This is a genomic window from Bradyrhizobium sp. CCBAU 051011, from assembly GCF_009930815.1.
Taxonomy (GTDB): domain Bacteria; phylum Pseudomonadota; class Alphaproteobacteria; order Rhizobiales; family Xanthobacteraceae; genus Bradyrhizobium.
In genome coordinates this window covers 3085505-3111210 of sequence record NZ_CP022222.1, presented here as the reverse complement: position 1 = coordinate 3111210, position 25706 = coordinate 3085505, and the positions used below count along the sequence as shown (strand labels likewise).

Genomic DNA, 25706 nt, shown 5'->3' with positions numbered 1-25706 from the left:
CGAGATTGTTTATATTGCCGAAACGTCCATTTTAGGGGCCGAAGGACGACCGTGTTGGCGCTCCACGTGGAGGCTCAGATGTCTGACGTTCACACCTATTCCAGCGACGTCGCGTTCACCCCGGCGGTGAAGGCGATCCAGACCCGCAAGGGCTCGCGCGACGCTTATGCCAATGTCGAGGCGCGCGGCGGCTGGCGCACCGAGATCGACGAAAACCTCGCGGGCTTCCTGGCCGAGACCAACAGCTTCTATCTGTCGACCGCGTCCGCGGACGGGCAGCCCTATATCCAGCACCGCGGCGGGCCGAAGGGCTTTGTCAAAGTGCTCGACAAGAACACGATCGCGTTCGCCGATTACAGCGGCAACCGGCAGTACATCACGCAGGGCAATCTGTCGGAGAATCCGAAGGCTCATATCTTCGTGATGGACTATGCGCATCGCCGGCGCGTGAAGATCTGGGGCGAGGCGCGCGTGGTGGAGGACGATGATGCCTTGACGAAGGCGCTGATGCCGCAGGGCTACAAGGCGCGGCCCGAGCAGGTCATCCTGTTCAAGATCGCGGCATGGGACACCAACTGCCCGCAGCATATCCCGCAGAAGTTCGATGCCTCCGACGTCGCGCAGGCGCTGGCCGTGCGCGACGCCCGCATCGCCGAACTCGAGGCCGAGCTAGCCGCCTTGAAGGGCCAGCCAGCCGCGGCGGATCACACCTAGGCGGCTTGCTCCTGCTGCACCGGCGCCCAGGCGAATTCCGGGTAATACAGCAGCATCATCCGGTCGACATAGGCGGTGAGGTTGGCGAACTGCTCGGTCCGCTGCCGCAGCGCCGATTCGAAGAACGGCGTCAAGATTCCGGCCAGCGCGCCGAAGGCGGTGGCGTCCATGCCGCACGGCGTCTCGCCCATCAGAAACGGCTTGTCGCCAAGCTGCACCGACAGCGCAAACAGTGAGCGAACGGCAAGATCGATATCCTCGTCCGGCGCGTGGCGGCCGAGGCCGCTCAGCAAATAGTTCTCGGCAACGCGAAACTGCGCATCCTCGCGCATTTTTTCACGCAAGTGCATTGGCGCACTGTCGAAGAAATGCGCCGGTCCCTTGGCGAAATTGTCGCCATCGACCCAGCGCGCGCCCACCAGCGCCCAATAGACGTGATGCTCGATCATCCGCTCGAAGGCCCAGGCCTGCGCACGCGCCTGCAGGCTGAGCGGCGCATCGAAATCGAAACCGTATTTGGCTTCCAGATGCGCACGGATGAAGGTGGAATCGGCGATCGTCTCGGCGTCGTCGACGATGTAGGGCAACTGCCCCTTCGGCGAGGCCGGCGGCTTTGCCTTTTCCTTGCGATAGGCGAGGCCCGCCATCTTCAACTGGACCTCGGTCTTGGTCACAAAGGGGCTGATCTCCGGCAGGCCGAAACCGGCGCCGAAGCCGTAAAGGACAATCATGCTGGTCTCCCGATCTCAAAAACGTGCCTGAAGGCTAGCGCCCCCCTGCTGCCACCATGGTGTCAGCAGCAGCACTGGCGGCCGTGACCTGCCTCCCCCCGCGGCGTACGGTGCCTGCGCATCCACGACACCAGTTGCGCTCGTCCCAGCGCGCACATGGCCGTGAGCGAGCGCCACGCCAGCTCAACCATCGCCCAGCGCAGGTCTGACGTGACGCAGTGGATGGAAACGAGCTGTTCCAATGCAAATCCCCGGGCATTTACCAGAGGTCCGCGGCTTCCCAGGGTGCCGAATTCGCTGAAAATCGTCATGGACAAGTTCCCTTCACTTGAGGTGTTGTCCCGATATACCGACCCCCTGCTGCCAACATGCTGTCAGCATCGGGTAGATGCCTTTGAAAAAAGAGACGAGCCATGAGACGGGCCGACCGGCTATTCCAGATCATTCAGGTGCTCCGGCGCACCCGAAAACCTTTGACGGCAGACGCGATCGCGGCCGAGCTGGAGACATCGAAGCGAACCATCTACCGCGATATAACGACCCTGATCGAACAGCGCGTGCCGATCCGCGGCGAAGCAGGCGTCGGCTACATCCTGGAAAAGGGATTTGACCTGCCGCCCCTGATGCTCACGCCGGATGAGATCGAGGCCTGTGTTCTCGGTGCGCAATGGGTGGTCGGCCATGCCGATCCCGCACTGGCGCGGGCAGCCCAGGACCTGATGGCGAAAGTCGCCGAGACCGTGCCCGAGCGGTTGCGGCCATTCGTGCTGGAACCCGCCAGCCGCGCCCGGCGGGCATGGAACCGGGAGCCCGACCGCATCGACATGGTGCGGACACGGTCTCAGATCCATGACGGCAAGAAGATCACGCTGAACTATCGCGACGAGCACGGCCGCGACAGCCAGCGCACAATCTGGCCGATTGCGGTCGGCTATCACGAGGCGGTGCGGATCCTGGCGGCATGGTGCGAACTGCGGAAGGATTTCCGCAGTTTCCGGACCGACCGCGTCGTCGACGCGGTCTATCACGACGAAAAATATCCTGAACGGCGCGACATCCTGCGGGCGAAATGGCGGCGCAGCCTGGTGTGGGAAGCGCCGAAAGATACCTGACATCAGTCGCTGGCCGCGGCCGTCATTCCGGGCTAAACGCTGAAACATGCACCGAATCGCCGCCGATAACCAAAGCCCCTGCCAGGCCTGCGGCGCCTGCTGCAACTACTCGCGGAACTGGCCGCGTTTCACCATCGAGGACGATGCGGCGCTCGACCTGATCCCGGAACGGTTCGTCAACGAACGGCTGTCGGGCATGCGCTGCGACGGCGACCGCTGTTCGGCGCTGTCAGGCAAGGTCGGCGAAGCGACGTCGTGCGTGGTCTACGCGGTGCGGCCCGAGGTGTGCCGCACCTGCATGCCCGGCGATGTCGAATGCGCGATGGCGCGAAAGCGGCACGGATTGCCGGTGCTGGCGTGACGTTGACCGGATGAAGTGAGTAGCCCAGATGTAGCGAAGCGAAATCCGGGGACAGCTTTGGCCGATTGCGAGAGGGCCCCCGGGTTACGCTGCGCTTCAGCCGGGCTACGCAAGTTACGCCGTCACGGCTTCCGCAACATCTTCGTCGATCTCATCGTCGATCGGCTTGAAGGTAGAAAGCGGCTTGGTTGAAAGGGTGATCGGCTTGCGGCCGTTCTGGGAGGACGACGAGGCGGAACGCGCGGCGGGTTCGCGCGACAATGCATAGAGCGTGGAACCGACCCGGCCACCGAAATGGATCAGCTCGCGTTCGGTGCAGCTCGCGGCGATGGCCAAGGCCAGCGCGTGCAGATGGCTGCGGCGGTAACAGAACAGCGCCAACATGGCGCGGACGTCGGACGAAACGCTGTCCACCAGCAGCGGCAGGCCGTGCGCATTGGCGCGGTACATCTCGCCCAAGAGCTCGTCCCGGACCGGACAGAAATCATTCTCGAAGGCGTCGCGGCTTGAAAACATTGCGGTTCTCCCTTTGCGGAAGATGCCGCGCAATTCTCTAATGAAGGGTTAACCAAGCGCGCCAGTAGTGTTCCGGGGGGCTTTCCAATCACGACTGCAGCGGAATCGACACATGATTCGTAGCCGAAGCGGAGGCGGCGTTTTCCGAAGCCGGAGGATGATTGAATCCAGGAGCGCGATAGCGCCAATGCGGGATCAGTTCGCCGCCATGAAGATCGCCAGGCCGAAACCGGTGAGGTGGTGCAGCGCCTGGTCGACGCCGATCAGCGTCCAGAACCACGGATGCTCGTTCTCCATCGTCACGCCGTAGCGGGACGCGATGATCCCCTTGAGACGGTCGATGATGAGGTGAATGAAGAAATCGATAAAGGCGACGAACCAGAAGCGCGGCGCGACGATCAGGATCAACACCAGCGACACCGCCAGGTGCACGAGGCAATGCGCCAATAGTGGCATGGCCCAGCCGGTCTTCTGATCCTTGCCGATCGCCATCCAGGAAGTTTGCAGCATGAAGTCGGCAATGATGTGCTTCACGGTCAGAAGCAGCATCCATCCTACCAGCGCACCTACCGGGACCGAGGACGACATCGAAGGAAACAACAAAGCTGACGCCCTTTGCTGGGACTGACGGGGTGGCGAAAAACCGGGGCCTAGGCTGTCAGCGCAATGTTTTTTTAAACCCGGACTATGCGAACGTTGCCTTTATTTATGACATCTCCCGGGCCGGAATGCACCTGTGGGTAGTCTGAAAATCGCACGGTGTGGCGGAACTGCGATACTGCGGCAACGGCGCGCAGCGGACCTGGATGGGTAAGGTTACCGGCCAGCGCGGTTTGCAATCCCATAGGGGCGGGCTATCATTGCCCGGCAGGCAAATTATCGTTCTTTTCTAGGTATTTACGAATTCATTCGGACGGGCCTCCGGCGCCAGTTCGGCGGCGATGCGTCCCTGACCCTCTGGGTACCAGTCATGAGTGCTGAAGCCCCAACGCCACATCCGAAAATGCCGCGTCGCCGTTCGCGGACGGTCAAGAGCAACCGGGCCCAGATCCTGCTGTTTTCCATCCTCACGCTGGTCCTGACTGCCGCCGTGGTGTTGGGTGGCCGGACCCTGCTGCGCAATTCCGAGACACTGGTATTTGCGGTCGGCGATACCAACGGCCCCGAGGCGCGCTTCGCCGCCAGGCTGGCGACGGTGCTGAAAAATAATTCCTCGCGGTTGCGGCTCAAGATCGTGCCGAACGGCGACAATGCCAAGGCGTTGTCGCAGTTCGACCGCAAGGAAGCCAACCTTGCGATATTGCGCACCGACGCCAGGATACCGCCGCGCGCCCGCGCGCTGGCGATCCTCGAACACGACCTGCTTCTCCTGATCAGCCCGAACGGCAAGAAGATCAAGACCATCGCGGACCTGAAGAAAAAGAAGATCGCTGTCATCGCCGACGGCGAGAGCGGGGCCGCGCTGGTGCGCAATATTCTCGAGTTGTCGGACACCCCGGAGGCGACGACACGGGTGCAGATGGCGCCGCCCGGCCTGACCTTCGAGCAGCTCTTCGCCGCGGGCTTCGGCGCCGTGATCAAGATCGCGCACGCCTCGCAGATCGTAAAGGACAAGAGCTACGAGCAATATGCCCGACGCGGCGGCTTCACGCTGAACGCCATCGAGTCGGCGAAGGCGATCGCGCGAAAATATCCGGCGACATCAGAGGAAACGGTGACGACCGGAATGCTGTCCGCCTCGCCCGCCCTGCCCGCCGAGGACGTCGACACGATCGGGCTCGAATGGCTGTTGGTTGCCCAGTCCAAGCTCTCGACCACGACCGTGGGCGATCTGGCGCGGATCATCTACGAGAACAAGGCCGAGCTCGCGCTCTCCGACGGCTTCGCCTCCAAGATCGAGCCGGCAGCGACCGACAAGGACGCCTTCATCGTGGCGCATCCGGGCGCCGCCGAATACATCAATGATGAAACCAAGTCCTTCGTCGAGCGCTACAGCGACCTGATGTATGTCGCGCTCGCAGCGCTCAGCATCATCGGCACGATCTTTGCCGGCATCTATGCCAAGATCACCCGGGTGGCGCCGGAAAAAGCCAGCCAGCTCGCAACCGCCATTCTCGATGTCGGCGAGCGCATGGAATACGCCAACTCGCTGGACGCGCTCGACGAGCTGCAGGACGAGCTGGAAGCGATCCTGCGTGGCGTGGTGGTCGGCTTGCGCGACGGCACGATCAGTAGCGACGGGCTCGATACGTTCAAGCTCGGCTATGAATTCGTGCGCGACGAGATCGGCTTGCGCCGCGAGCACCTCAAGCGCCACGCCGCGGATCATGCGCCGGACGACAAGGTCGTGGTCGTGAAGACCGCGCAGAGTGCGTAGATAGCTCGAAATCCTAAGCTCTTGTAGGGTGGGCAAAGCGCAAGCGTGCCCACCATCCATGCCCGTGGCTTGATTGGTGGGCACGCTTCGCTTTGCCCACCCCTACGATCTGCTTCTACCCAAATCGGATACGGCAAAATGATCGAAACAAGTTTAATGTTGCCCTTCATCGGTGCGAAGGGACGGCGTATCTATTCTTAAGAGCATTGTTGGCGAGGTCCGATAACGGCGAGAGAGCGATGTCCTTGAGGTCCGTTACCGAAAAGGTTGATAGTATTGTCTTCGGCGCTGTTGCAGTTATTTGCCTGTTGATCTGGGCGATTCTCGGCTTTCCTCTCGTCATTGAGACAGCAACGACGGCAGTGTCTGTGGTCGTCATTTATTTCTTCTCGCGATGGATGGAGTCTCGGCATTGACGAAAGACGCTGCATTCATCCCTGCAAGCATCCTTGCCCACCCTACATCTTTTCGGACGGCACCGCCGCATACGCGGCGGCAGTCGCCCGCGCTCGGATTTCGGCGATCTTGCGCTTGAGCTCGGACTGCCGCGGGTCGGGCAGCGCGGCGGCGCGCGCCTCGATCACCGCGCCGGCAAGGTCTGACAGCGCCAGCACGCCGTCGAAGGTCGGCTTGGCAAGCCCGTCGATGATCGCGTGCCAGTCCGCCATGCCCTGCCGGTAGACGTCGCCATATCCGACGATCATGGTTGCGGTGTGGATGATCGCCGGCGCCGCCTGCGGCTGCTTGGTCAGGGCGCGGTCGATCATGTGCAGCCAGCGCTCGACCCAGACCCGTTCCTTGGCATAGCGCACCGAAAACAGGCGCCACCGCCGCAGCCCCGCCTCCATCTTGAGGCGGCGAATGCCGAAGCGACTTTTCGTTGAGAAACGGATGGAGACGCGCTTGTCCTTCAAACCCAGCCATTCGAGCGCATCGAGGATGTACTCGGCGATCACGGCCGGCAGCGCGCCGATCAACTCTTCAACGGAGAATTTTCTGACGTCGACGGAGCCAGCCCATCCATCCGGCCGGCCGTGCAGTTCGGCGAGCTTGAGCTGCGCGATCCGGATCGGATCCTGATAACTCATGCGCACCGCCATCAGCCGCGCGATCTCGCCAAGCATCGCGTCATCGACGCCCTGCTTGCCGATGAACCGCCGCAGCCGGTCGACATAGAGATGGGCGTAGCTCGGACCCTGATAATCGATCAGAAGATGGATGCCCTCGCTCGCCACCGCCATCACCGGCTCCGGCAGCCCCTCTGGCAGGAACGGCGGCGTTTCGTCATCGTCGCCGATGACATCGGCGAACAGATAACGCAACGACGACAGGATACCGCGGTCTGTCACTCTCCCTGCTCCGGCCTCTACGCAGGCTTCGGCGCAGCGGCGGACGCTGTTTGCTGGTTCAACTGCTGCTGCAGCGTCTCAAGGTTCTGAAACAGCCTGGCGCTGGAAAGGCGAAGGAAGTAAAAGCCGAAAGCCGGATTCTGCACGTAGAGCTCCTCGACCTTGGTGTAGCTGACGCTGAGGACGAGCCCGGACTCAACGCATTCCAGGGTCTGGGTTCGCGTATTCGACGGCGACAGCATGCCGAGCTCACCGACGATAGCGCCAACCGGCAGCACGATGCCTGATTCGACCAGCTTGAACCGGCCGCTGACGATATAGAGCATGTCCTCAGCCTTCTCGTCCTTGTAGAACAGAATCTCGCCGGCCGCGCATTGGCGCTCGGTCATGAACGGCTTCAGCCATTCCATCGAGAGATCGCTGTTGACGGATTTCTTCACGTCGCGCACCAGCTGCAGCATCTGGTGCAGGCGATAGGAATTGACCAGCAGCATGATCAGCTGCACCACCATGACCAGGTAATTACGGGCCGGGATTGCGGTGATGATCAGGATGACGTTGGCGAGAATGCCGAAGACCCGCAACGGGATCATGGTCTTCATCGTCGTGGTGGCAACCACGAAAATCGTGGCGAACAGCGCGCCGGCCGTTCCCGCGTGTTGTGCCAGATGAGACGTATCCATTGGAGGCCAACCAATTGCTTAAGGGAGTGAATTTTTTCGCGATTCTGCTGCGCCGCCGCCATCGTAACGGCGCGGAGCCCTGTTGGTATACGAGGAAAAAGCGACGTTTTGTCGGGATTCTCACTATTTCCGGGTAAAATTCGCCTTCCTCAAGCCGCGGGCCGCGGCTAGCCGGCCCTCGCGCCGCGGGTGCAGCCGCCGTCATTGACGGCCTCCCTGCAGGCGGGCACCTTGCAACCTATTGGTCACGCTGCGACCTGACCGTTACCCGGCTTTCATTGCACGCATCAGGTCCTCCTCATCCGATGTCCAAGCGGCTCGTTCTCTCGGCACTGGCTCAGTTCACCGCCAAGACGGCCGCTGCTCGACGTGCTCGTGATCTTCCTGATGCCGGTATTTCTGGCTTCCATTGCCGAATGCTTCCTGGAACGCGACATTCCGCCGGCGACCGTCGGCAGCGTGCCGGCGGCGCTGTGGTGGGCGGTGGTGACAATGACGACCGAAACAATGGAGAGAACGATGTCCGACGGAGCTGAAGCGGCGAGCGGGCCTATCCTCGAAATCAACAGCGCTCGCGCCACCGTCCGCCTCAACCGGCCGCAACACCGCAACCGGCTGCAGAGCGAGGATCTCGGCGACCTCTTGAAACTGTTCGACCGGATCGAGGCCGATCCTGCGATCCGCGTGATGGTGCTGACCGGCACCGGCCTCGCCTTCAGCTCCGGCTACGATCTCAATTCGGTGGCTGATCGCGCGACCAGCGAGAACGAACAGCCGAGCGCGGGATCCGCGTTCGAGGTCGTCGTCAACCGGCTGGAAGACCTCGGCGTGCCGACGATCTGCCGGCTCAATGGCGGCGTCTATGGCGGCTCGACCGATCTGGCGCTGGCCTGCGATTTCCGCATCGGCGTCGATACCGCCGAGATGTTCATGCCGGCGGCGCGGTTCGGACTGCATTATTACAAGAGCGGCATCGAACGCTACGTATCGCGGCTCGGCGTCGACAACGCAAAAATGCTGTTTCTCACCGCGCAGAAAATCACCGCACCGGAAATGCTGCGGATCGGCTACCTCACTGCCATGGTACCTCTGGAAATGCTGGACGAGGAAGTGGACAAGCTCGCCACCATCCTGGCCGGCAACGCGCCGCTGGCGATGGCCGGCATGAAGCGCGCCATCAACGAATTCGCGCGCGGCAAGCTCGACGAGGAAGCCGCCAACCTGCGCCACCGCGAGAGCATGCGCGGCGAAGAGATCAGGGAAGGCGTCAAGGCGTTGGCGGAAAAGCGGCCGCCGAAGTTCTGAGAGGCTTAAGCCCGCTTGGTCCACATCGCCCGGACCTGCTTGATCTCGGGATCGCGCGCCAGGGCCTGATAGCGCTGGCTGTCGACGGCATAGATCGCAACCCGCCCTTCGGCATCGGCATGCACGCCCCAGCCGAAGCGCTTGCCGAGCCCCGATGCCCTCAGGCACGCCTGCCCCCTGGAGAAGAATTCGTCGCGGGCGAGGCTTTTCTCCTTCTTCGTCGCCTTCGCGCCGAGCTGCCGGCCGGGAGCGGAGGTCGCGAACACCACGTCATCAGAGGTGTATTTGTAGGGCGCCTCCGCGATCATCTGGTACTGAAGGCCGGCCACAGTCGGATTCCCCGCACGCGCCGGCGGCGCTTCGCCGGTGCGCGCGGGACAATCTTCCGCGACCTGGATGAAGGTGTCGAAGCAGTTGGTCGTGTGCACTGTCTTTGTCATCCAGGAACCCAAGTCTCTTGATGCCACTCACCCGCCGCAGGCTGCGGCATGCTGTGCCGCCATCTCATCGTCGGCCGCGCTGATCCGCTGGAACGCGGGCCGCGAGGTGATGCGCTCGGCATAGGCCTTGAATACGTCGTTTCCGGGCACCAGGCCAAACATCATCGTCCAACTGAACGCCACGCCCCAGAGGATGTCGGCGGCCGTCATGCGGTCCCCGACCAGATAAGGTCCCTTCGAAAGCTGCGCCTCCAATACACCAAGCATGGAGTCGTAATCTGAATAGGGTGATTGCGTCACGGGCGCCGGTTCGCGCTTCATGAAGCTGTCGATCACAGCCGGCTCGAAGGACGAACCATAATAGGCGATCCAGCGCAAATACGGGCCGCGCCGGGGATCATCGAGCGCAGGCGTCAGCCCTGCCTTCGGAAACAGGTCGGCGAGATAGGTGTAGATGGCGACCTGTTCGGTCACCAGCGCGTCGCCATGGCGAATCGCCGGCACCTTGCCCAGCGGATTAATGGCGAGATAGGCCGGCTGGCGCTGCTCGCCCGCCTTCATGTTCAGGACATGGAGATCGTAAGGCGCGCCCAGTTCCTCCAGCAGCACCCGCGTGCCCGTGGCGCGGCTCTGCGGCGAATAATACAGCGTGATGCGGTTCTCAGCGGTCATTGAAGTCTCCTTTGAAGCCGACGGGCAACGGGCCTTCTATGCCGGACCATACCTGACATCCTGTGTCAGGTATGGTTTAAGGGGGCATGCGCGCGAGCCGGCTGCTTTCGATCCTGACCACCCTGCAGGCGCGGGGACAGATCACCGCGCCCGAACTCGCCGAAGCTTGCGAGGTTTCGGTGCGCACCATCTATCGCGACATCGATGCGCTGGCTGCCGCCGGCGTTCCGGTTTATGCCGAGCGCGGCGCGGAAGGCGGCTATCGCCTGCTCGACGGCTATCGCGTGCGGCTGAACGGATTGTCGCAAGCGGAGGCCGAGGCGCTGTTCATGACGGGACTGCCGGGCCCCGCGGCCGCGCTCGGTCTCGATGCTGCGATGATGGCGGCGCAGACCAAGCTGATGGCGGCGCTGCCCGAAAATCTGCGTCCGAACGCCGGGCGGATGCAGGAGCGCTTCCATCTCGATACCCCCGGCTGGTTCGGCGAAGCCGAGCAGCCAAAACATCTGCGCGCCATTGCCGCTGCGCTGCTGCGCGAGAGCCTGATCGAAATCCGCTACCAGAGCTGGCGGGCGGAGAAGCGCCGCCGCGTCGCGCCGCTCGGTCTCGTGCTCAAGGGCGGAAGCTGGTATCTCGCAGGCCAGGTCGACGGCAGCGTGCGCACCTATCGCGTAGCGCGCGTGCTCGATTGCAATGTGCTGGACGAAGGTTTCGTCCGGCCCGCCGATTTCGATCTCGCCGCCTATTGGCAGGCAGCGACGCTGCGGCTCGAAGCCGAGATGCATCCGAACGCCGCCACCGTGCGCCTGTCACCGTTCGGCGTCAAGCTGCTCAACGCCTTGAGCCAGCCTTACGTGCGGACGCGCACCCGTATCGAGGAGACGGCCGATGCAGACGGCTGGCGCATCGCCATCGTGCCGATCGGGAAAACGGTGTGGCATGCCGCCGCTGAACTGCTGCGTCTCGGCGCGGAGGCCGAGGTGCTGGCGCCGGCGGAGCTGCGCGACAAGATGGCCGAGCAGACGCAGGCCATGGCCGCGCGCTACCGGCCAGCGCCGGTCGAATATCCGGATAGAGAAAATTTACGAAGATCCCGTCCCGCGAAACATTCCTGAAACACAATTCTTCGCTTCGCGCATGAACGCAAGCCGTTGCCGGCCCGACTGATGGGCAGGGACGCAACAACGGCCTCGTGCCAAAGAATTGGAGAAATTGAGTATGTTTCGCAAGATTACCCTCGGACTGATTGCCGCCGCCTCCCTCACCTTTGCCGCTGCAACACCCGCGTCCGCCGGCGGCTTCTATCACGGCCATCACTGGGGTCATCATTGGGGCCATGGCTATGGTTGGGGTCCCGCCATCGGCGTCGGCTTCGGCGGCGTCTATGTCGACACCGGTCTGAACGGCTGCCTGCGGCAGCGCTGGGTGGAAACCCGCCGTGGCATGCGCCTGCGCAACGTGAACGTCTGCGCCTACTGATCGAATAGCGTCAGTCAAGAAAGATCCCGGCCGCGGTACGCGACCGGGATTTTTCCGCGCGCCTGATGCGTTGACCCCTGGCCGCTGTGGCCATATTGTAGCGCCTGCGGTGCAAGCCGCTCCCGGGCCCGCGGGAAGGGTTGAACCCACTTGCAGCTTTCGAGCGACATCTAGAGCCTTTGTGCAGCCGGTATTGCGGGCCGTCGGCGATGTCATGCACGGAGGTGTCTGATGGATCGGTCTTCCGATCGACTGAATCTCGATCATCTGAAGAAGCAAGCCAAGCAACTGATCCGCCTCTATCGAAGCCGCGATCCGGCTGCGATGGCGCGGCTGCGCAGCGCACTGCCGGTGGCGGCCGGCCGCAGCGACGGAGATCTTGCGGCTCTCGATCTTCGCCTGCACGACGCGCAATCGTGCGTTGCGCGCGAACACGATTTTGCGTCGTGGTCCGACCTGAAGCGTTACGTCGAGGTGCAGACGGCTGCGCGGAGCGAGCGCTCGGCCCGCATCCTGCACTGGGCTCAACTCCTCTACTCCGGCGACGTCAGCGGCACGGTCAACCGCGCCAACCCGCGCGTTGCATTGCGATTGTTGGCGGATGACCCCGAACTCGTCGCTGATGATCCCTGGCTCGCCTGCGCGATCGGCGACGAAGGCGCGCTGCGGCGGGCGACAGAGGCCGATCCGGCATGGGTCAAGCTTTCAGGTGGGCCGCTGCGATTGCCGCCGCTGTTCGCGGTCGCGCATTCGAGCCTGTTGCGCGTGGAGGAATTTCGCCAGCGCCTGCACGCCAGCGCGCGATTGCTGATCGCTGACGGCGCCGATGTCAATCAGCACATCCACAGCCGCTGGCCGCCGGGCTCGCTGGCCGAGCCGGACCAGAGCTGCCCGCTCTCGACGCTCTACGGCGCGGCCGGAAGCAACCATGATCCGGTGCTGACCAAATTGCTGCTCGATGCCGGCGCCAATCCCAATGACGGCGAGTCGCTTTATCACTCGCTGGAGAATTTGGCCTGCACGCGCCTGCTGCTGCAGCACGGCGCGCGCATTGCCGAGAGCAATGCGATCTACCGGTCGATCGATCTCGAGGACGAGGCCGCGCTAAAGCTGCTGCTGCAGCATGGCGGCGATCCGAACGAGCCGGCGCGGAATGCGCCGCTGACCGATTGGGGCTCGCCCCTGGCTTGGGCGATCTACCGGAGGCGGCCGCGTCACGTGATGGCGTTGCTGGAAGCCGGTGCCGATCCGTCGCGGCCGACCCGTGACGGCATCAGTCCCTACCGGCTGGCGCTGCAGTTCGGGCTCTCCGATGCCGCGGCGCTGCTGCGCGGACCAGCCGGCGAGCCTGATATCTCCGACGAAGAGCGCTTCGTCGCCGCATGTGCGCGCGGCGACGAAGCCGAGGCACGCGCGATTCAAGCCCGGCGGCCCGGTTTGCCGGCCTCGCTGTCACCGGCACAATTGCGATTGCTGCCCGACATGGCCGCGGCCGGTGCCGATGACGTCGTCAGGCTGATGGTCGAACTCGGCTGGCCGATCGCCGTGCGCGGCGGCGACTGGGATGCCTCCGCGCTCAATCAGGCGGTATTCCGCGGCGATTCCGGCCTGACGCGTTTTCTGCTCGAAAACGGGGCTGAGTGGACCGAGCGGCATGGCTACGGCGACAACGCCCGCGGCTCGCTGTCATGGGCATCCCTCAACGAGCCGGTCGAGGGCGGCGACTGGGTCGGCTGCGCACGCGCCCTGCGCGACCACGGCATGCCCGGTGCAATTGCGCTTCCCGGCGATTCCGAACACGAGATGGTCGCGCGCGTACGAAGGCAGTTCTCCGACGACGTCGCTGAGGAATTGCTGGGTTAGTCGACGAACGTCACAGTGTCCGCCACACTCGCCCGCGAGGTGCGGTAGCTGTTGACCTTGTGCGAATGGTCGGCGAAGCCGAAGGAGATGCCGCAAACCACCTTGCGATCGTCGGCCAGCTTGAAGTGCCGCCGGATCAAGCCGGAATGGCGAGCCAGGGCGGCCTGCGGAATCGTGCCGAGGCCGAGCGCCTGCGCCGCGAGCATGAAGTTAGAGACATAGGCGCCGCAATCGACCGCACCGTAGATGCCGAGCGGTTCGTCGGTATGGATGATGGCGACATGCGGCGCGCCGAAGAAATTGTAGTTCTCCAGCGCCTGCTTGGCGTAGGCCATCTTGTCGCCGCGCGTGATGCCCAGCGTGTTGTAGAGCTGAAAACCGCTTTCGCGTCGGCGTTCGAGATAGACTCCGAGATATTCGCGCGGCGGCGTGAAATCATGGTCGTCCTTGGCGCCGGATGCAGCTTCGGCATAGATCGCCTTGCGAAACGTCTCCTTGGCCTCGCCGCTCGCGATCAACACCTGCCAGGGCTGGCTGTTGCACCAGGAGGCCGTGCGCTGCGCCACGTTAAGAATGTGTTCGATAGTCTCGCGCGGCACCTCCTGCGGCAGGAACGCGCGCACGGAGTAACGCTCGTTCAGCAGCTCTACGAGCACGCCGATGCGATCTGCATTCGCATAGCGTGCCTTCGGTGTCTTTGCGTCCATGATCATCGCCCCTTGGTCGGGATCTTGTTGAACGGTACATCCTTGTCGACCCTGATATCGCCGGGCAGGCCGAGCACGCGCTCGGCGATGATGTTGCGCAGGATTTCATCGGTACCGCCGGCGATGCGCATCGAGGGCGAAGACAACAGCATCTGCTGGAACTGGCCGTGAACCATTTCCTCATCCGTGCCGGTCAGCGCACCGGCCGCGCCCTGCAGGTCCATCGCGTAAGCCGCGATGTCCTGCAGCATCGAACCGGAGACCAGCTTGCCGATGGAGTTTTCCGGGCCGGGGCGCTCGCCCTTCGACAACGAGGAGATCGCGCGGTAGCTGGTGTATTTCAGCCCGCTCGACTTCACCGCCCAACTCGCGAGCTTGGAGCGCACCGCGGGATCGTCGATCGCGAGCCCATTCTCCAGCATCAGGTTCGAGCAGAATTCGAACATCTCGGGGACGCCGGTCGCGAGCCGCGAGCCGATCGACATGCGCTCGTTCATCAGCGTGGTCAGCGACACGTTCCAGCCGTCACCGACGGCGCCGAGCCGCTGGCTGTCCGGAATCACCACATCGGTGAAATAGACCTCGTTGAACTCCTGCATGCCGTTGGCCTGCTTGATCGGCCGCACCTCGACGCCCTTGCTCTTCATGTCGAGGAAGAACATCGTCAGGCCCTTGTGCTTGGGCACATTGGGATCGGTGCGCGTGATCAGAAGGCCGTAGTCGGAATAATGCGCGCCCGAGGTCCAGATCTTCTGGCCGTTGACGATCCAGTTGTCGCCTTTCTTCTCCGCGCGCGTGCGCAAGCCTGCAACGTCGGAGCCGCCGGCGGGCTCGGAGAAGAGCTGGCACCAGATATGTTCACCGGAGGCGAGCTTCGGCAGATAGTGGCGCTTGTGCTCCTCGCTGCCGAACGCCATCACCGTCGGGCCGCACATGCCCTCGCCGATCTGGAACGGCTGCGTCAGCTTGCCATAGACACCCTCTTCCTGCTGCCAGATCACCTTCTCGATCGGCGTGGCGCCGCGGCCGCCATATTCCTTCGGCCAGTGCAGGCAGGCCCAGCCGCCCTCGGCCTTCTTCTTCTGCCAGGCCTTGCCGACGTCGACGATTTCTTCCTTCTCCAGCCGGATGCGGCCGAGCGAGGATTTTGAAAGCTCCGCCTCATATTGCTTGGGCGCGTTGGCCTCGATCCATTTGCGGGCGAGGCTACGGAATTCGGCTTCCTGCGGCGTATCGTCGAAGTTCATTGGCGGACCTCTTTTTTGTTTTCTGTGCAGGGTTGGTTAGCCGAAGGCGTAACCGACCAGTTCTATCGGCGTCGTTGCTGGCAGGGTGGGTTACGCTACGCTAATCCACCCTACGAATTCTCTTACGTCCTTCCCTTGGTCGGGATCTGGTTGAAAGGCACATCCTTGTCGACCCTGATATCGCCGGGCAAACCAAGCACGCGCTCCGCGATGATGTTGCGCATGATCTCGTCGGTGCCGCCCTCGACGCGGGTGCCCGGCGCGCGCAGCAGCATCGCCTGGAATTTGCCGGCGACTTCGGCGTCATCAGGTCCGCTCAGCACGCCGGCGGCGCCCTGCAGGTCGAGCGCATACATCGCGACCTCCTGCACCATCGATCCCGCCACCAATTTGCCGATGGAATTCTCCGGCCCCGGACGCTCGCCTTTCGACAGCGCAGAGATTGCGCGCATGCTGGTGTATCGGAGTCCGCTCGCCTTCACCGCATAGTTCGCCAACCTTGAACGGACGCTGCGGTCCTCGATCGCGGGGCCATCCTCCAGCATCAGGCTGTTGCAGAAGTCGAACAATTCCGGGAAGCCGGTCGCAACGCCCGCGCCGATCGACATGCGTTCGTTCATCAGCGTCGTCAGCGAGACATTCCAGCCGTCATTGACGGCGCCCAGCCGCTGCGAATCCGGAATCTTGACGTCGGTAAAGTAGACCTCGTTGAAGTCGGACTGACCGCTGGCCTGCTTGATCGGCCGCACCTCGACGCCCGGGCTCTTCATGTCCAGGAAGAACATGGTGAGGCCCTTGTGCTTCGGCACGGTCGGATCGGTGCGGGTGAGCAGGATGCCGTAATCGGAATAGTGCGCGCCGGAGGTCCAGATCTTCTGGCCGTTGATGATCCAGTCGTCGCCCTTCTTCTCGGCTCGGGTGCGCAGCCCCGCGACGTCGGAGCCGCCGGCGGGTTCGGAGAACAGTTGACACCAGACCTTTTCGCCTGACGCCAGCGGCGGCAGATACTTCCGCTTCTGCTCCTCGCCGGCGAACGCCATCATGGTCGGCCCACACATGCCGTGGCCGATGATAAACATGCCGGAGAGTTTTCCGAACGGACCCTCTTCCTGCTGCCAGATCACGCGCTCGATCGGCGACGAGCCGCGGCCCCCATACTCCTTTGGCCAATGCAGGCAGGCCCATCCGGCATCGGCCTTCTTCTTCTGCCAGGCCTTTGCGACCTCCAGAATGTTGGCGCCCTTGAGCACGGTGCGGCCGAGCGAGGATTTTCGAAGTTCTTCCTCGTATTGCTTCGGCGCGTTGGCTTGTATCCACGCCTTGGCTTCGGCGCGGAACGCGGCTTCCTGCGGGGTGTCGTCGAAGTTCATGGCGCTTCTCTTTCTGTCATTCCGGGGCACGCGAAGCGTGAACCCGGAATCTCGATCCAAACCTCTGGATTCCGGGTTCGATGCTTCGCATCGCCCCGGAATGACGTTCACAAGCTCACGCCGCGTTCTTCTTGCGCATGCGGTCGATCAACTGATCTTCCCAGTAGGACAGGCTGCCGAGCGTTAGCGCGGTCGCGTTGGCGCGGCGGTAGTACATGTGGCAGTCGAACTCCCAGGTGAAACCCATGCCGCCATGGACCTGGATGTTGTTCTTGGAGCAGTGCTGGAACGCCTGCGTCGCGCTGATGCGCGCGGCAGCGGCTGCTTCCGGCAATTCCGACGCGTTGGTCGAGAGCGCCCAGGCGCCGTAATAGCAATTCGAGCGCGCCAGCGTCGCCGAGACATACATGTCGGCGAGGATATGTTTTACGGCCTGGAACGAGCCGATCGGCCGGCCGAAGGCGATGCGGTCAAGTGCATAGTCGCGGCCCATTTCGAGCGCGCGGTCGGAACCGCCGACCTGCTCGAACGCCAGCAGCACCGCGGCACGGTCGAGCACCTGGGTCAAAATGCTCCAACCTTCGCCGGCAGTTCCAAGCGGTTCGGCCTTGGCATTCTTGAAGGTGAGTTCGGCCTGCCCCCGGGTCGGATCGACATTGGTCAGTGCCTTGGCTTCGACGCCGCCGGCCTTCAGGTCGACCAGGAACAGCGAGATATCGGCGTCACGCCCGGTCGAGCCGGTGCGCGCGGCGACCACAGCGAAATCAGCGATCGCGCCATCCGGCACCGGCTTCTTCACGCCGTTCAGCGTGCCCCCGGAGGCCTGCAGCTTGATCGCCTTCGGCGACGGATTGCCCTTGCCCTCGAACAGCGCCAGCGTGCCGATCGCGTCACCCGACGCAATTCTCGGCAGCCATTTCTGCTTCTGAGCGTCGGAGCCTGCGAGCAGCAGCGCCTCGGCGGCGAGGTACACCGTGGAGGAGAACGGCACCGGCGCATTGGCGCGGCCCATTTCTTCCGCGATCACGCAGAGTTCGAGATGGCCGGCGCCCGCGCCGCCGAACTCTTCCGGGATCGCGACGCCGAGGAAGCCCATCTCGGCGAGGCCCTTCCACAGCGCCTTGTCATAGGTCGCCCTGCCATCCAGCACCTCGCGCACGGCTTTCGGCGGGCACTGTTCGGTGAGGAATTTCCTCGCCGCGTCGCGCATCTGTTTTTGGTCGTCGGAGAAATCGAAGTTCATGGCGGCTTACCTTCTTGGCTTGCTGTTATTTGTTTGCCGTCATTCCGGGGCGATGCGAAGCATCGAACCCGGAATCTCGAGATTCCGGGTCTGGTCCTTCGGACCATCCCGGAATGACGGAGGGAGAGAGCGTCGTCTTCATTGCAGCACAATCACGTCGTCTCCCGGCTTCTCGGCGTAAAGCTTCTCCACCAGCGCGGCGCGGCGCTCGAGGCCGGCGCGCTGGTTGATGTAGCCCTTGTCGGTGAGTTCATTGCCGTCGATCGAGGGCGGCTCGGCCATCAGCATGGCGCGCGCGATCCGCATGCTGCTGCCGGTGGCGGAGGCGTTGTGCGCTTCCAGCCCGCGCTTCAGGCAGTTGATCACCTCGGGATGCCTGATGACATCTTCAAACGTCGCATCGGGATTGCCGACGATTTGCCGGCAGGCGTGCAGATTGGGCCAGGCCAAGAGCCCGATGAACTCCCGGTCCTGCCCGGCGACCAGCGCGTCATGCACGACGGGCGTCGCGGCCGCGATCGCATCGGTGCGGAGCGAGCCGACGTGCACAAAAGTGCCGGTCGTCAGCTTGAAATCCTCGACGACGCGGCCGGCGAAGATAATGCCCTGCAGCGGATCATTGTCATCGACGAACACGCCGGCATCGCCGATGCAATAAAAGCCTTCCTCGTCAAACATCTTCTTCGTCAGATCGGGCTGGCCGAAATAGCCCGGCGTGACATTGATGCCGCGCAGGCGCAGTTCGTATTTGGAGCCACACGGCACCAGCTTCAGTTCGACGCCGGGGAACGGCAGGCCGATCAGGCCGACGCGCTCGGTGTCCCAATAGGTGCCGGTCGAGGTCGGAGCGGTCTCGGTCGAGCCCCAGCCCGTATAGAACACGATGCGCTCGCCGGTGGTCTTCACCGCCAGCGCCTGCATGCGGTCGTAGAGATCATCAGGCAGCCGCGCGCCGCCATAGGCCATGATGGAGAGGTTTTTGAAGAAGCTGCGGCACAGCGCGTCGTCCTTTTCCATCGCCGCCGCCAAAGCCGCGTAGCCGGCCGGCACGTTGGCGTAATAGGTCGGCGACACCTCGCGCAGATTCCTGATGGTCTCCTCCAGCTGGCCGGGCATCGGCCGGCCGTCATCGATGTAGAGCGTGCCGCCATCGACCAGGATCGGATGAAACGCGGCATTGCCGCCCATGGTGTGGTTCCACGGCATCCAGTCGAGTACGGTCGCGACAGGCCCATTCGGATCGCGCGGGCGCACCTGCATCATCATCGCCGCATTGGCGCACATCATCTCCTGGGTGTTGATGACGGCCTTCGGCATGCCGGTCGAGCCGGAGGTGAACAGCAGCTTGCCGACGGTTTTTGGCGTGATCTTCGCAATCGATCCCTCGACCGCGTCCGTCACCGGTGTTGCCGCAAGATCGGCAAAGGACACGCTCTTGATGCCTTCGCAGGGCCGCAAGACGTGCACGATGGTGACCCCGGTGAGATCGAGCGCCTTCAAGGCCTTCTCGAAGGTCGGGCCGTCCTGCACCATCACGACCGCTGGCTTGATCAGATTGAAGAGATATTTGAGCTTGAGATGATCCTGGCTCATCAGCGAATAGGCCGGCGACACCGGCGCCGCGGGAGCGCGCGCCTGCATCGCGGCCTGCGTCATCAGCGCGTGCTCGATGGAGTTGCCGGAGAGGATCGCGACGGGGCGGCCTTCGCCGAGGCCGAGATTGAGTAGCCCTTGCGTCAATCCGTCGACGATGCGCTTGGCTTCGCCGTAGGAGACCTTTCGCCATTGCCGGTCGGCGCCGCCGCGCTGCGCCAGCCAGATGCGCTCGGGCGCCTCTCTCGCCCATTTCGCGAGCGATGCCGGAATATGCTTTTCATAAGGCTGCAGCGGAATGCGCGACTTCAGGATGATGACGCCGTCAGGACGACGCTCGACCGCGATGTCGCGCGGCAGCCATTCGATTTTGCGGAAGGCCGGCTTTGTCAGCACCTTCGCTGCACTTCCACCCATATTGCGTCTCCCGGAATTCTTGTCCTTTGCGGATCTTGTCGTCATCGCCTGATATAGACAGGCTTTCGCTTTTCGAGAAAGGCCCTGATGCCTTCGTTGAAATCTTCGGAACGGCTGCACAACACCTGATTGCGATCTTCCATTGCGATCACGGCTTCAATGGATCCTGCATCGACACTCATGTTGAGGCATTCCTTGGAGAGCCTTAAGCCCACCGGCGAGGCCGTCATCATCGCATCGACGTAAGGCTCGGCCGCAGCGTCGAGCCCGCCTTCCTCGACGACCTCGGAGACGAGGCCAACTGCAAGCGCGCGCTCGGCGCCGATGAAGCGGCCGGTCAGGATCAGTTCGGAGGCGACCGAAACGCCGACGAGGCGCGGCAGGAAATAGGAAGTGCCGATGTCGCAGCCGCCGAGCCCGAGCTTGATGAAGGCGCAGTTCATCCGCGCCGATTTTGTCGCGATGCGGATATCGGCGGCGAGCGCCAGCGCAAAGCCGCCGCCAGCGGCCGCGCCCTGGATCAACGCAATGATCGGCTGCGGGCAGCGCCGCATCAGCATCACGATATCGGCAATGCGGCGCTGCGAGTCCAATGACTCGGTCACTCCGGGCGGCTCCTGCTGCCCGGCGCGGCGCTTCATGGCGTGTTTCAGATCGAGCCCGGCGCAGAACGACGCGCCAGCGCCTTTCAGCACCACGACACGGGTCGAGCGATTGCGTTGCAGGCCTTCGAAATAGGTATTGAGCGCGTCGATCAGTGACGGATCGAGCGCGTTGAGACTGTCAGGGCGATTGAGCGTGACCCAATCGACCCCGTCATGATGTGCGATCAGCAGCGGTTGGGACATGCGAGCCTCCAGCAAGCGAGTTAGCCGTCGGACTTACCCTCCCCTGGAGGGGGAGGGTCGATCGCGCGCAGCGCGAGCGGGGTGGGGTGACGGTCTCTCCGCCTTGAACAGTGCCCGAGTGGAGAGATCACCCCGCCCCGGCGCTTCGCGCCGACCCTCCCCCTCCAGGGGAGGGTCAAGAACGCACCACCGTCGCTTACCGCGGCGCCATGCGGATGGCGCCGTCGAGGCGGATGGTCTCGCCGTTGAGCATCGGGTTCTCGACGATGTGAACCGCGAGGTTGCCGTACTCGGAGGCATCGCCGAGGCGGGCCGGATGCGGGACCTGCGCGCCGAGGCTCTTGCGGGCCTCTTCGTTCAGGCCCATCAGGAGCGGCGTCAGGAACAGGCCGGGCGCGATGGTGTTGACGCGGATCTTCAGGCTGGCGAGATCACGCGCGGCCGGCAGCGTAAGACCGACAACGCCGCCCTTCGATGCCGAATAGGCGATCTGGCCGATCTGCCCTTCATAAGCGGCGACGGAGGCGGTGTTGATGGCAACGCCGCGCTCCTCGCCGATCGGCGGCGCGGTCGCGAGTCGCTCGGCGAATAGCCGCAGCACGTTGAAGGTGCCGATCAGATTGACGTTGATGATGCGCACGAACTTCGCCAGCGGATAGACGCCGTCCTTGCCCACCACGCGCTGCGAACCGCCGATGCCGGCGCAGTTCATCAGCACGCGGGCGATGCCGTGCGCGGCCTCGGCTTTCGCAATCGCCGCCTTGATCGCCTCTTCGTCGGTGACGTCGGCATGGAGGGCGACGCCCTTCACCTCGGCGGCCACCTTCTCGGCGTTTTCCTTGTTCTGGTCGATCACGCCGATTTTCGCGCCCTTGGCGGCCATCGCGCGGGCGGTCGCGGCACCCAGGCCCGAGCCACCGCCGGTGATGAGAACGGCTACGTCTTGCAACTGCATTTTTGAGGACCTTTCCTTGGTTGTTTCTTCTCTGGTTTTTGCGAATAGCGAATAGGGAATAGCGAATGGTCATCCATTCGCTATTCGCTACTCGCCATTCGCCCATTCAGCATCCCGCCGAAGATCAGCGCTTCCATGTGCTTGATGTAATCGCGGCAGACTTCGTCAGTGACGGGCCCCACCCCGGTCGCGCGCGACATCGCGTGGCGGCCGAAGAACAGGTGATCGCAGGCGCCGATCAGGCTGGTGTAAAACAACACCGGATCGATATCGCGGAACTCGCCGGCCTTGACGCCTTCGGCGAGCAGGCGGCGGTGGAAGTTCAGCAGGGGCGCAACGAAGAATTGCGAGACTTCGTCCGCGGCTTCCGCGCTGCTCTCGTGCAGGAGATAGTGGATCAGCCGGTTCATATAGGGGAACTGGTGATAGGCGCGGATGATGCCGCCGATATGCAGACGCAGCTTCGCCGTCGGCGTGATCGGCTGGCCGATGAGGTATTCGAGCTGCGACATCTCGGTCGCGGCATCGCGCGCCAATAGCGCCAGTAACAGCCCGTCCTTGTTGCCAAAGTGGTATTTCACCAGCGCGGCGTTGACGCCGGACTTCTGCGCAATGTCGGATAGCGAGACCTCGATCGAGGCGCGCTCGATCATCAGTTCGCTCGCCGCGACGAGCAGCTTCTCGGCGGTGGTATTTTTGCCGTTCGCAAGCCTGGTCGGTACGCTGGTATTCAACGGCGATCTCATCACGGCCGAGGGCGGGAAATCTGCCCGCACATAAGCGCATGCCGCGGCTGCACTCAAGAGTTAATTGATTGATTGACTAAATTCCGCAGGCCCCCTTAAATCCGGCCCATCTTTGAAAAATCCACCAAACAACGACCAGGGAGAACAGGAATGGCCGAGGCCTATATCGTCGCCGCTGCGCGCACCGCGGGCGGCCGCAAGGGAGGACGTCTCGCGGGCTGGCATCCGGCCGATCTCGCCGCTTCCGTGTTGAATTCGCTGGTCGATCGCTCGGGCGTCGACCCCGCCCAGATCGAGGACGTGATCATGGGCTGCGTGATGCAAGCCGGAGAACAGTCCAACAACATCGCCCGCAATGCGGTGATGGCCTCGAAGTTGCCTGAGAGCGTGCCCGCCACCTCGGTCGACCGGCAGTGCGGCTCCTCGCAGCAGGCGCTGCACTTTGCGGCGCAGGCGGTGATGGCAGGCAGCATGGACATCGTGATCGCGGCGGGCGTGGAATCGATGACGCGGGTGCCGATGGGCCTCGCCTCATCGCTGCCCGCCAAGAACGGTTTTGGCCATTACAAGAGCCCGGGTATCGAAGCGAAATATCCGAACATCGTGTTCAGCCAGTTCACCGGCGCTGAAATGATGGCGGAGAAGTACGGGCTCTCCAAGGACCAGCTCGACGAATATTCCTACAATAGCCATCAGCGCGCGATTGCCGCGACACAAGGCGGCAAATTCAAGGATGAGATCGTTCCGGTGCAAATCACCCGGGCCGACAATACGACCGACACCCACCATATCGACGAAGGCATCCGCTTCGACGCCAGCCTCGACGGCATCAAGGGCGTCAAGCTGATCGCCGAGAACGGCAAGCACACCGCCGCCAGCGCCAGCCAGATCTGCGACGGGGCCTCCGGCGTGATGGTGGTCAACGAGAAGGGCCTCAAATCGCTCGGCGTCAAGCCGCTGGCGCGTATCCATCACATGACCATGATGGGTGGCGACCCCGTGATCATGCTGGATGCGCCCTTACACGCCACCAAGCGGGCGCTGGAGAAGGCCGGCATGTCGATCAACGATATCGACCTGTTCGAGGTCAACGAAGCCTTCGCCGCCGTGCCGGTGGCTTGGCTGAAGACGACGGGCGCCGATCCTTCAAGGCTTAACGTCAATGGCGGCGCCATTGCGCTCGGCCATCCGCTCGGTGGCTCCGGCACCAAGCTGATGACCACGCTGGTCAACGCCCTGAAGCAGAACAACAAGCGCTACGGCCTGCAGACCATGTGCGAAGGCGGCGGCATGGCCAACGTCACCATCGTCGAACGGCTCTAACAACAAGAAAAGCGTTTGGCGACTGGCGAGCAGGGAGTGTGCTTCCTGCTCGCCATTTTCTTATTGAGGAAACACCCATGACACATCCGTCCGTCTACGCGCGCACCCAGCCGAACAAGATCGCCTATCAGATGGCGACGACCGGCAAGGCGATCACCTATCGCGAGCTGGATGAGCTCTCGAACCAGGGCGCACATCTGTTCCGCAAGCTCGGCTTGAAAGCGGGCGACCACATCGCCTTCCTGATGGAAAACCGCCTCGCTTTCATGGAAATCTGCTGGGCTGCGCAGCGCTCGGGTCTCTATTACACCGCGATCAGCCGCTACCTCACCGAGGAAGAGATCGCCTACATCGTGAGGGATTGCGGCGCGAAAGTCTTCATCACCACGCCGCAATGCGCCGACAAGGTCAAGGGCCTGATCAAGGGCGAGCCCGGCGAGCCGCTGTTCTTCATGGTGGACGAGCCTGCCCCCGGCTTCCGCTCCTTCGACAAGGAAGCGATCGCGATGCCGGTGACGCCGATCGCGGACGAGGTCGCGGGCTACGACATGCTGTATTCCTCCGGCACCACCGGGCGGCCCAAGGGCATCAAGAAGGAGTTCGAGGGCAAGGCGATCGACGTGCCGAACCCGCTATTAAGAATTCTCTGCGCCGACATGTGCGGCATGAACTCCGACAGCATCTATCTGTCGCCGGCGCCGCTCTATCACGCCGCTCCGCTGCGCTTCAACATGATGGCAATCACGCTCGGCGGCACCTCCGTCATCATGGAGCACTTTGACGCCGAGGAGTTTCTGAAGCTGGTCGGGAAATACAAGGTCACGCAATCGCAGCTGGTACCGACCATGTTCGTGCGCATGCTGAAGCTGCCGGACGAGGTGCGCGCGGCCTACGACGTCTCGACGTTGAAGGGCGCGATCCATGCCGCGGCGCCCTGCCCGGTCGACGTGAAAGCAAAGATGATCGAGTGGTGGGGACCGATCCTGATCGAGTATTATGCCGGCTCCGAGGGCAACGGCGTCACGGTCTCGACCTCGCAGCAGTGGCTGACCCATCGCGGCACCGTTGGCCGCGCCGTGGTCGGCAAGGTAAAAATCCTCGACGAGAATGACGAGGAGCGGCCGGTGGGCGAAATCGGCACTGTCTACTTCGCTGACGCGCCAGCCTTCGCCTATCACAACGATCCCGAAAAGACGAGGAAGGCCTATAACGACAAGGGCTGGTCGACGCTCGGCGACGTCGGCTATCTCGACGACGAGGGCTTTCTCTATCTCACCGACCGCAAGAGCTACATGATCATCTCCGGCGGGGTGAACATCTATCCGCAGGAGACCGAGGACGTGCTGATCACCCATCCTGCCGTCTCCGACGTCGCCGTGTTCGGCGTGCCGAACGAGGAGATGGGCGAAGAGGTCAAGGCCGTGGTGCAGCCGCACGACATGACAAAAGCTGGCAAGGAACTCGAGGCCGAACTGATCCTGTTCTGCCGCAAGCACCTGTCGCCGATCAAATGCCCGAAAAGCATTGACTTCGAGGCCGAACTGCCGCGCACGCCCACCGGCAAGCTGGTGAAGCGGCATCTGCGCGACCGCTATTGGCCGAAGCCGGCCGCGAAGGCGTGAGAGCCCGTTATCTTCTCTTCCCAGAGAACCAAC

26 protein-coding genes are annotated in these 25706 nt (G+C 63.1%); 10 read left to right on the top strand and 16 right to left on the bottom strand.

Annotated elements, in window-relative coordinates; genetic code table 11:
- Nucleotides 1-78: 78 nt before the first annotated feature.
- A complete protein-coding gene (locus ACH79_RS14695; protein ID WP_161851669.1) occupies nucleotides 79-714 on the top strand; it encodes a pyridoxamine 5'-phosphate oxidase family protein in 636 nt (211 codons plus the stop codon).
- On the opposite strand, the gene ACH79_RS14690 is transcribed toward ACH79_RS14695, so the two are convergent.
- Together ACH79_RS14690 and ACH79_RS14685 are read right to left on the bottom strand one after the other, a co-directional pair.
- Nucleotides 711-1445: a glutathione S-transferase family protein gene (locus ACH79_RS14690; RefSeq protein WP_161851668.1), complete on the bottom strand. Its 735-nt coding sequence runs from the start codon at nucleotides 1443-1445 to the stop codon at nucleotides 711-713. The genes ACH79_RS14695 and ACH79_RS14690 overlap by 4 nt on opposite strands.
- Nucleotides 1446-1507: 62 nt before the next feature.
- The gene (locus ACH79_RS14685; protein ID WP_161851667.1) at nucleotides 1508-1756 is read right to left on the bottom strand and encodes a hypothetical protein; all 249 of its coding nucleotides are present in this window, start codon (nucleotides 1754-1756) and stop codon (nucleotides 1508-1510) included.
- A gap of 102 nt (nucleotides 1757-1858) precedes the next feature.
- Here ACH79_RS14685 and ACH79_RS14680 point away from each other — a divergent pair, with 102 nt between their 5' ends.
- Both ACH79_RS14680 and ACH79_RS14675 read left to right on the top strand, forming a co-directional pair.
- The gene (locus ACH79_RS14680; protein WP_057858268.1) at nucleotides 1859-2557 is read left to right on the top strand and encodes a YafY family protein; all 699 of its coding nucleotides are present in this window, start codon (nucleotides 1859-1861) and stop codon (nucleotides 2555-2557) included.
- Nucleotides 2558-2603: 46 nt separating this feature from the next.
- A complete protein-coding gene (locus ACH79_RS14675; protein ID WP_161851666.1) occupies nucleotides 2604-2918 on the top strand; it encodes a YkgJ family cysteine cluster protein in 315 nt (104 codons plus the stop codon).
- A gap of 114 nt (nucleotides 2919-3032) precedes the next feature.
- Here ACH79_RS14675 and ACH79_RS14670 read toward each other — a convergent pair whose 3' ends face one another.
- Entirely contained in the window at nucleotides 3033-3434 is a 402-nt protein-coding gene (locus ACH79_RS14670; protein WP_161856362.1) for a hypothetical protein, read from the bottom strand.
- 195 nt (nucleotides 3435-3629) lie between these two features.
- The gene (locus ACH79_RS14665) at nucleotides 3630-3983 is read right to left on the bottom strand and encodes a DUF3307 domain-containing protein (protein WP_202639243.1); all 354 of its coding nucleotides are present in this window, start codon (nucleotides 3981-3983) and stop codon (nucleotides 3630-3632) included.
- Nucleotides 3984-4404: 421 nt separating this feature from the next.
- Between ACH79_RS14665 and ACH79_RS14660 the strand changes: the two genes are divergently transcribed.
- Nucleotides 4405-5811, top strand: a complete 1407-nt coding sequence (locus tag ACH79_RS14660; RefSeq protein WP_161851664.1) for a TAXI family TRAP transporter solute-binding subunit — start codon at nucleotides 4405-4407, stop codon at nucleotides 5809-5811.
- 458 nt (nucleotides 5812-6269) lie between these two features.
- Here ACH79_RS14660 and ACH79_RS14655 read toward each other — a convergent pair whose 3' ends face one another.
- Together ACH79_RS14655 and ACH79_RS14650 are read right to left on the bottom strand one after the other, a co-directional pair.
- Nucleotides 6270-7160: a DUF6537 domain-containing protein gene (locus tag ACH79_RS14655; protein ID WP_161851663.1), complete on the bottom strand. Its 891-nt coding sequence runs from the start codon at nucleotides 7158-7160 to the stop codon at nucleotides 6270-6272.
- 17 nt (nucleotides 7161-7177) lie between these two features.
- The gene (locus ACH79_RS14650; RefSeq protein WP_161851662.1) at nucleotides 7178-7843 is read right to left on the bottom strand and encodes a Crp/Fnr family transcriptional regulator; all 666 of its coding nucleotides are present in this window, start codon (nucleotides 7841-7843) and stop codon (nucleotides 7178-7180) included.
- Nucleotides 7844-8362: 519 nt separating this feature from the next.
- On the opposite strand from ACH79_RS14650, the gene ACH79_RS14645 reads away from it, so the two are divergent.
- Nucleotides 8363-9148, top strand: a complete 786-nt coding sequence (locus ACH79_RS14645; RefSeq protein WP_161856361.1) for an enoyl-CoA hydratase/isomerase family protein — start codon at nucleotides 8363-8365, stop codon at nucleotides 9146-9148.
- Nucleotides 9149-9153: 5 nt separating this feature from the next.
- Here ACH79_RS14645 and ACH79_RS14640 read toward each other — a convergent pair whose 3' ends face one another.
- The gene (locus tag ACH79_RS14640) at nucleotides 9154-9588 is read right to left on the bottom strand and encodes a DUF6157 family protein (RefSeq protein WP_161851661.1); all 435 of its coding nucleotides are present in this window, start codon (nucleotides 9586-9588) and stop codon (nucleotides 9154-9156) included.
- A gap of 27 nt (nucleotides 9589-9615) precedes the next feature.
- Complete coding sequence (locus ACH79_RS14635; RefSeq protein WP_161851660.1) at nucleotides 9616-10260, bottom strand: glutathione S-transferase family protein; 645 nt, start codon at nucleotides 10258-10260, stop codon at nucleotides 9616-9618.
- A gap of 86 nt (nucleotides 10261-10346) precedes the next feature.
- Between ACH79_RS14635 and ACH79_RS14630 the strand changes: the two genes are divergently transcribed.
- From ACH79_RS14630 to ACH79_RS14620, 3 genes are all read left to right on the top strand, one after another.
- Entirely contained in the window at nucleotides 10347-11375 is a 1029-nt protein-coding gene (locus tag ACH79_RS14630) for a YafY family protein (RefSeq protein ID WP_161851659.1), read from the top strand.
- Nucleotides 11376-11478: 103 nt separating this feature from the next.
- On the top strand, nucleotides 11479-11739 hold the full coding sequence (locus tag ACH79_RS14625) for a hypothetical protein (protein WP_161851658.1): 261 nt from the start codon (nucleotides 11479-11481) through the stop codon (nucleotides 11737-11739).
- A gap of 231 nt (nucleotides 11740-11970) precedes the next feature.
- Nucleotides 11971-13602: an ankyrin repeat domain-containing protein gene (locus ACH79_RS14620; protein WP_161851657.1), complete on the top strand. Its 1632-nt coding sequence runs from the start codon at nucleotides 11971-11973 to the stop codon at nucleotides 13600-13602.
- Here ACH79_RS14620 and ACH79_RS14615 read toward each other — a convergent pair.
- The 8 genes from ACH79_RS14615 to ACH79_RS14580 all read right to left on the bottom strand — a co-directional run bounded on the left by ACH79_RS14615 (nucleotide 13599) and on the right by ACH79_RS14580 (nucleotide 22728).
- Entirely contained in the window at nucleotides 13599-14309 is a 711-nt protein-coding gene (locus ACH79_RS14615; protein WP_161851656.1) for a nitroreductase, read from the bottom strand. The two genes, ACH79_RS14620 and ACH79_RS14615, sit on opposite strands and share 4 nt — an antisense overlap.
- Nucleotides 14310-14311: 2 nt before the next feature.
- Nucleotides 14312-15556 carry an acyl-CoA dehydrogenase gene (locus tag ACH79_RS14610; RefSeq protein ID WP_161851655.1) on the bottom strand — a complete coding sequence of 415 codons (1245 nt, stop codon included), beginning with the start codon at nucleotides 15554-15556 and terminating at the stop codon, nucleotides 14312-14314.
- Nucleotides 15557-15678: 122 nt separating this feature from the next.
- Nucleotides 15679-16926: an acyl-CoA dehydrogenase gene (locus tag ACH79_RS14605; RefSeq protein ID WP_161851654.1), complete on the bottom strand. Its 1248-nt coding sequence runs from the start codon at nucleotides 16924-16926 to the stop codon at nucleotides 15679-15681.
- 115 nt (nucleotides 16927-17041) lie between these two features.
- The gene (locus ACH79_RS14600) at nucleotides 17042-18169 is read right to left on the bottom strand and encodes an acyl-CoA dehydrogenase family protein (RefSeq protein WP_161851653.1); all 1128 of its coding nucleotides are present in this window, start codon (nucleotides 18167-18169) and stop codon (nucleotides 17042-17044) included.
- A 138-nt stretch (nucleotides 18170-18307) separates the two neighbouring features.
- On the bottom strand, nucleotides 18308-20179 hold the full coding sequence (locus tag ACH79_RS14595) for an AMP-binding protein (protein ID WP_161851652.1): 1872 nt from the start codon (nucleotides 20177-20179) through the stop codon (nucleotides 18308-18310).
- Nucleotides 20180-20220: 41 nt separating this feature from the next.
- Nucleotides 20221-21027, bottom strand: a complete 807-nt coding sequence (locus ACH79_RS14590) for an enoyl-CoA hydratase/isomerase family protein (RefSeq protein ID WP_161851651.1) — start codon at nucleotides 21025-21027, stop codon at nucleotides 20221-20223.
- 196 nt (nucleotides 21028-21223) lie between these two features.
- Nucleotides 21224-21982, bottom strand: a complete 759-nt coding sequence (locus ACH79_RS14585; RefSeq protein WP_161851650.1) for an SDR family NAD(P)-dependent oxidoreductase — start codon at nucleotides 21980-21982, stop codon at nucleotides 21224-21226.
- A gap of 80 nt (nucleotides 21983-22062) precedes the next feature.
- Complete coding sequence (locus ACH79_RS14580; protein ID WP_161851649.1) at nucleotides 22063-22728, bottom strand: TetR family transcriptional regulator; 666 nt, start codon at nucleotides 22726-22728, stop codon at nucleotides 22063-22065.
- 150 nt (nucleotides 22729-22878) lie between these two features.
- Between ACH79_RS14580 and ACH79_RS14575 the strand changes: the two genes are divergently transcribed.
- Together ACH79_RS14575 and ACH79_RS14570 are read left to right on the top strand one after the other, a co-directional pair.
- Nucleotides 22879-24051 (top strand): acetyl-CoA C-acetyltransferase, encoded by a 1173-nt coding sequence (locus ACH79_RS14575; RefSeq protein ID WP_161851648.1) that lies wholly within the window; start codon nucleotides 22879-22881, stop codon nucleotides 24049-24051.
- Nucleotides 24052-24128: 77 nt separating this feature from the next.
- Nucleotides 24129-25673, top strand: a complete 1545-nt coding sequence (locus tag ACH79_RS14570; protein ID WP_161851647.1) for an acyl-CoA synthetase — start codon at nucleotides 24129-24131, stop codon at nucleotides 25671-25673.
- Nucleotides 25674-25706: the final 33 nt, after the last annotated feature.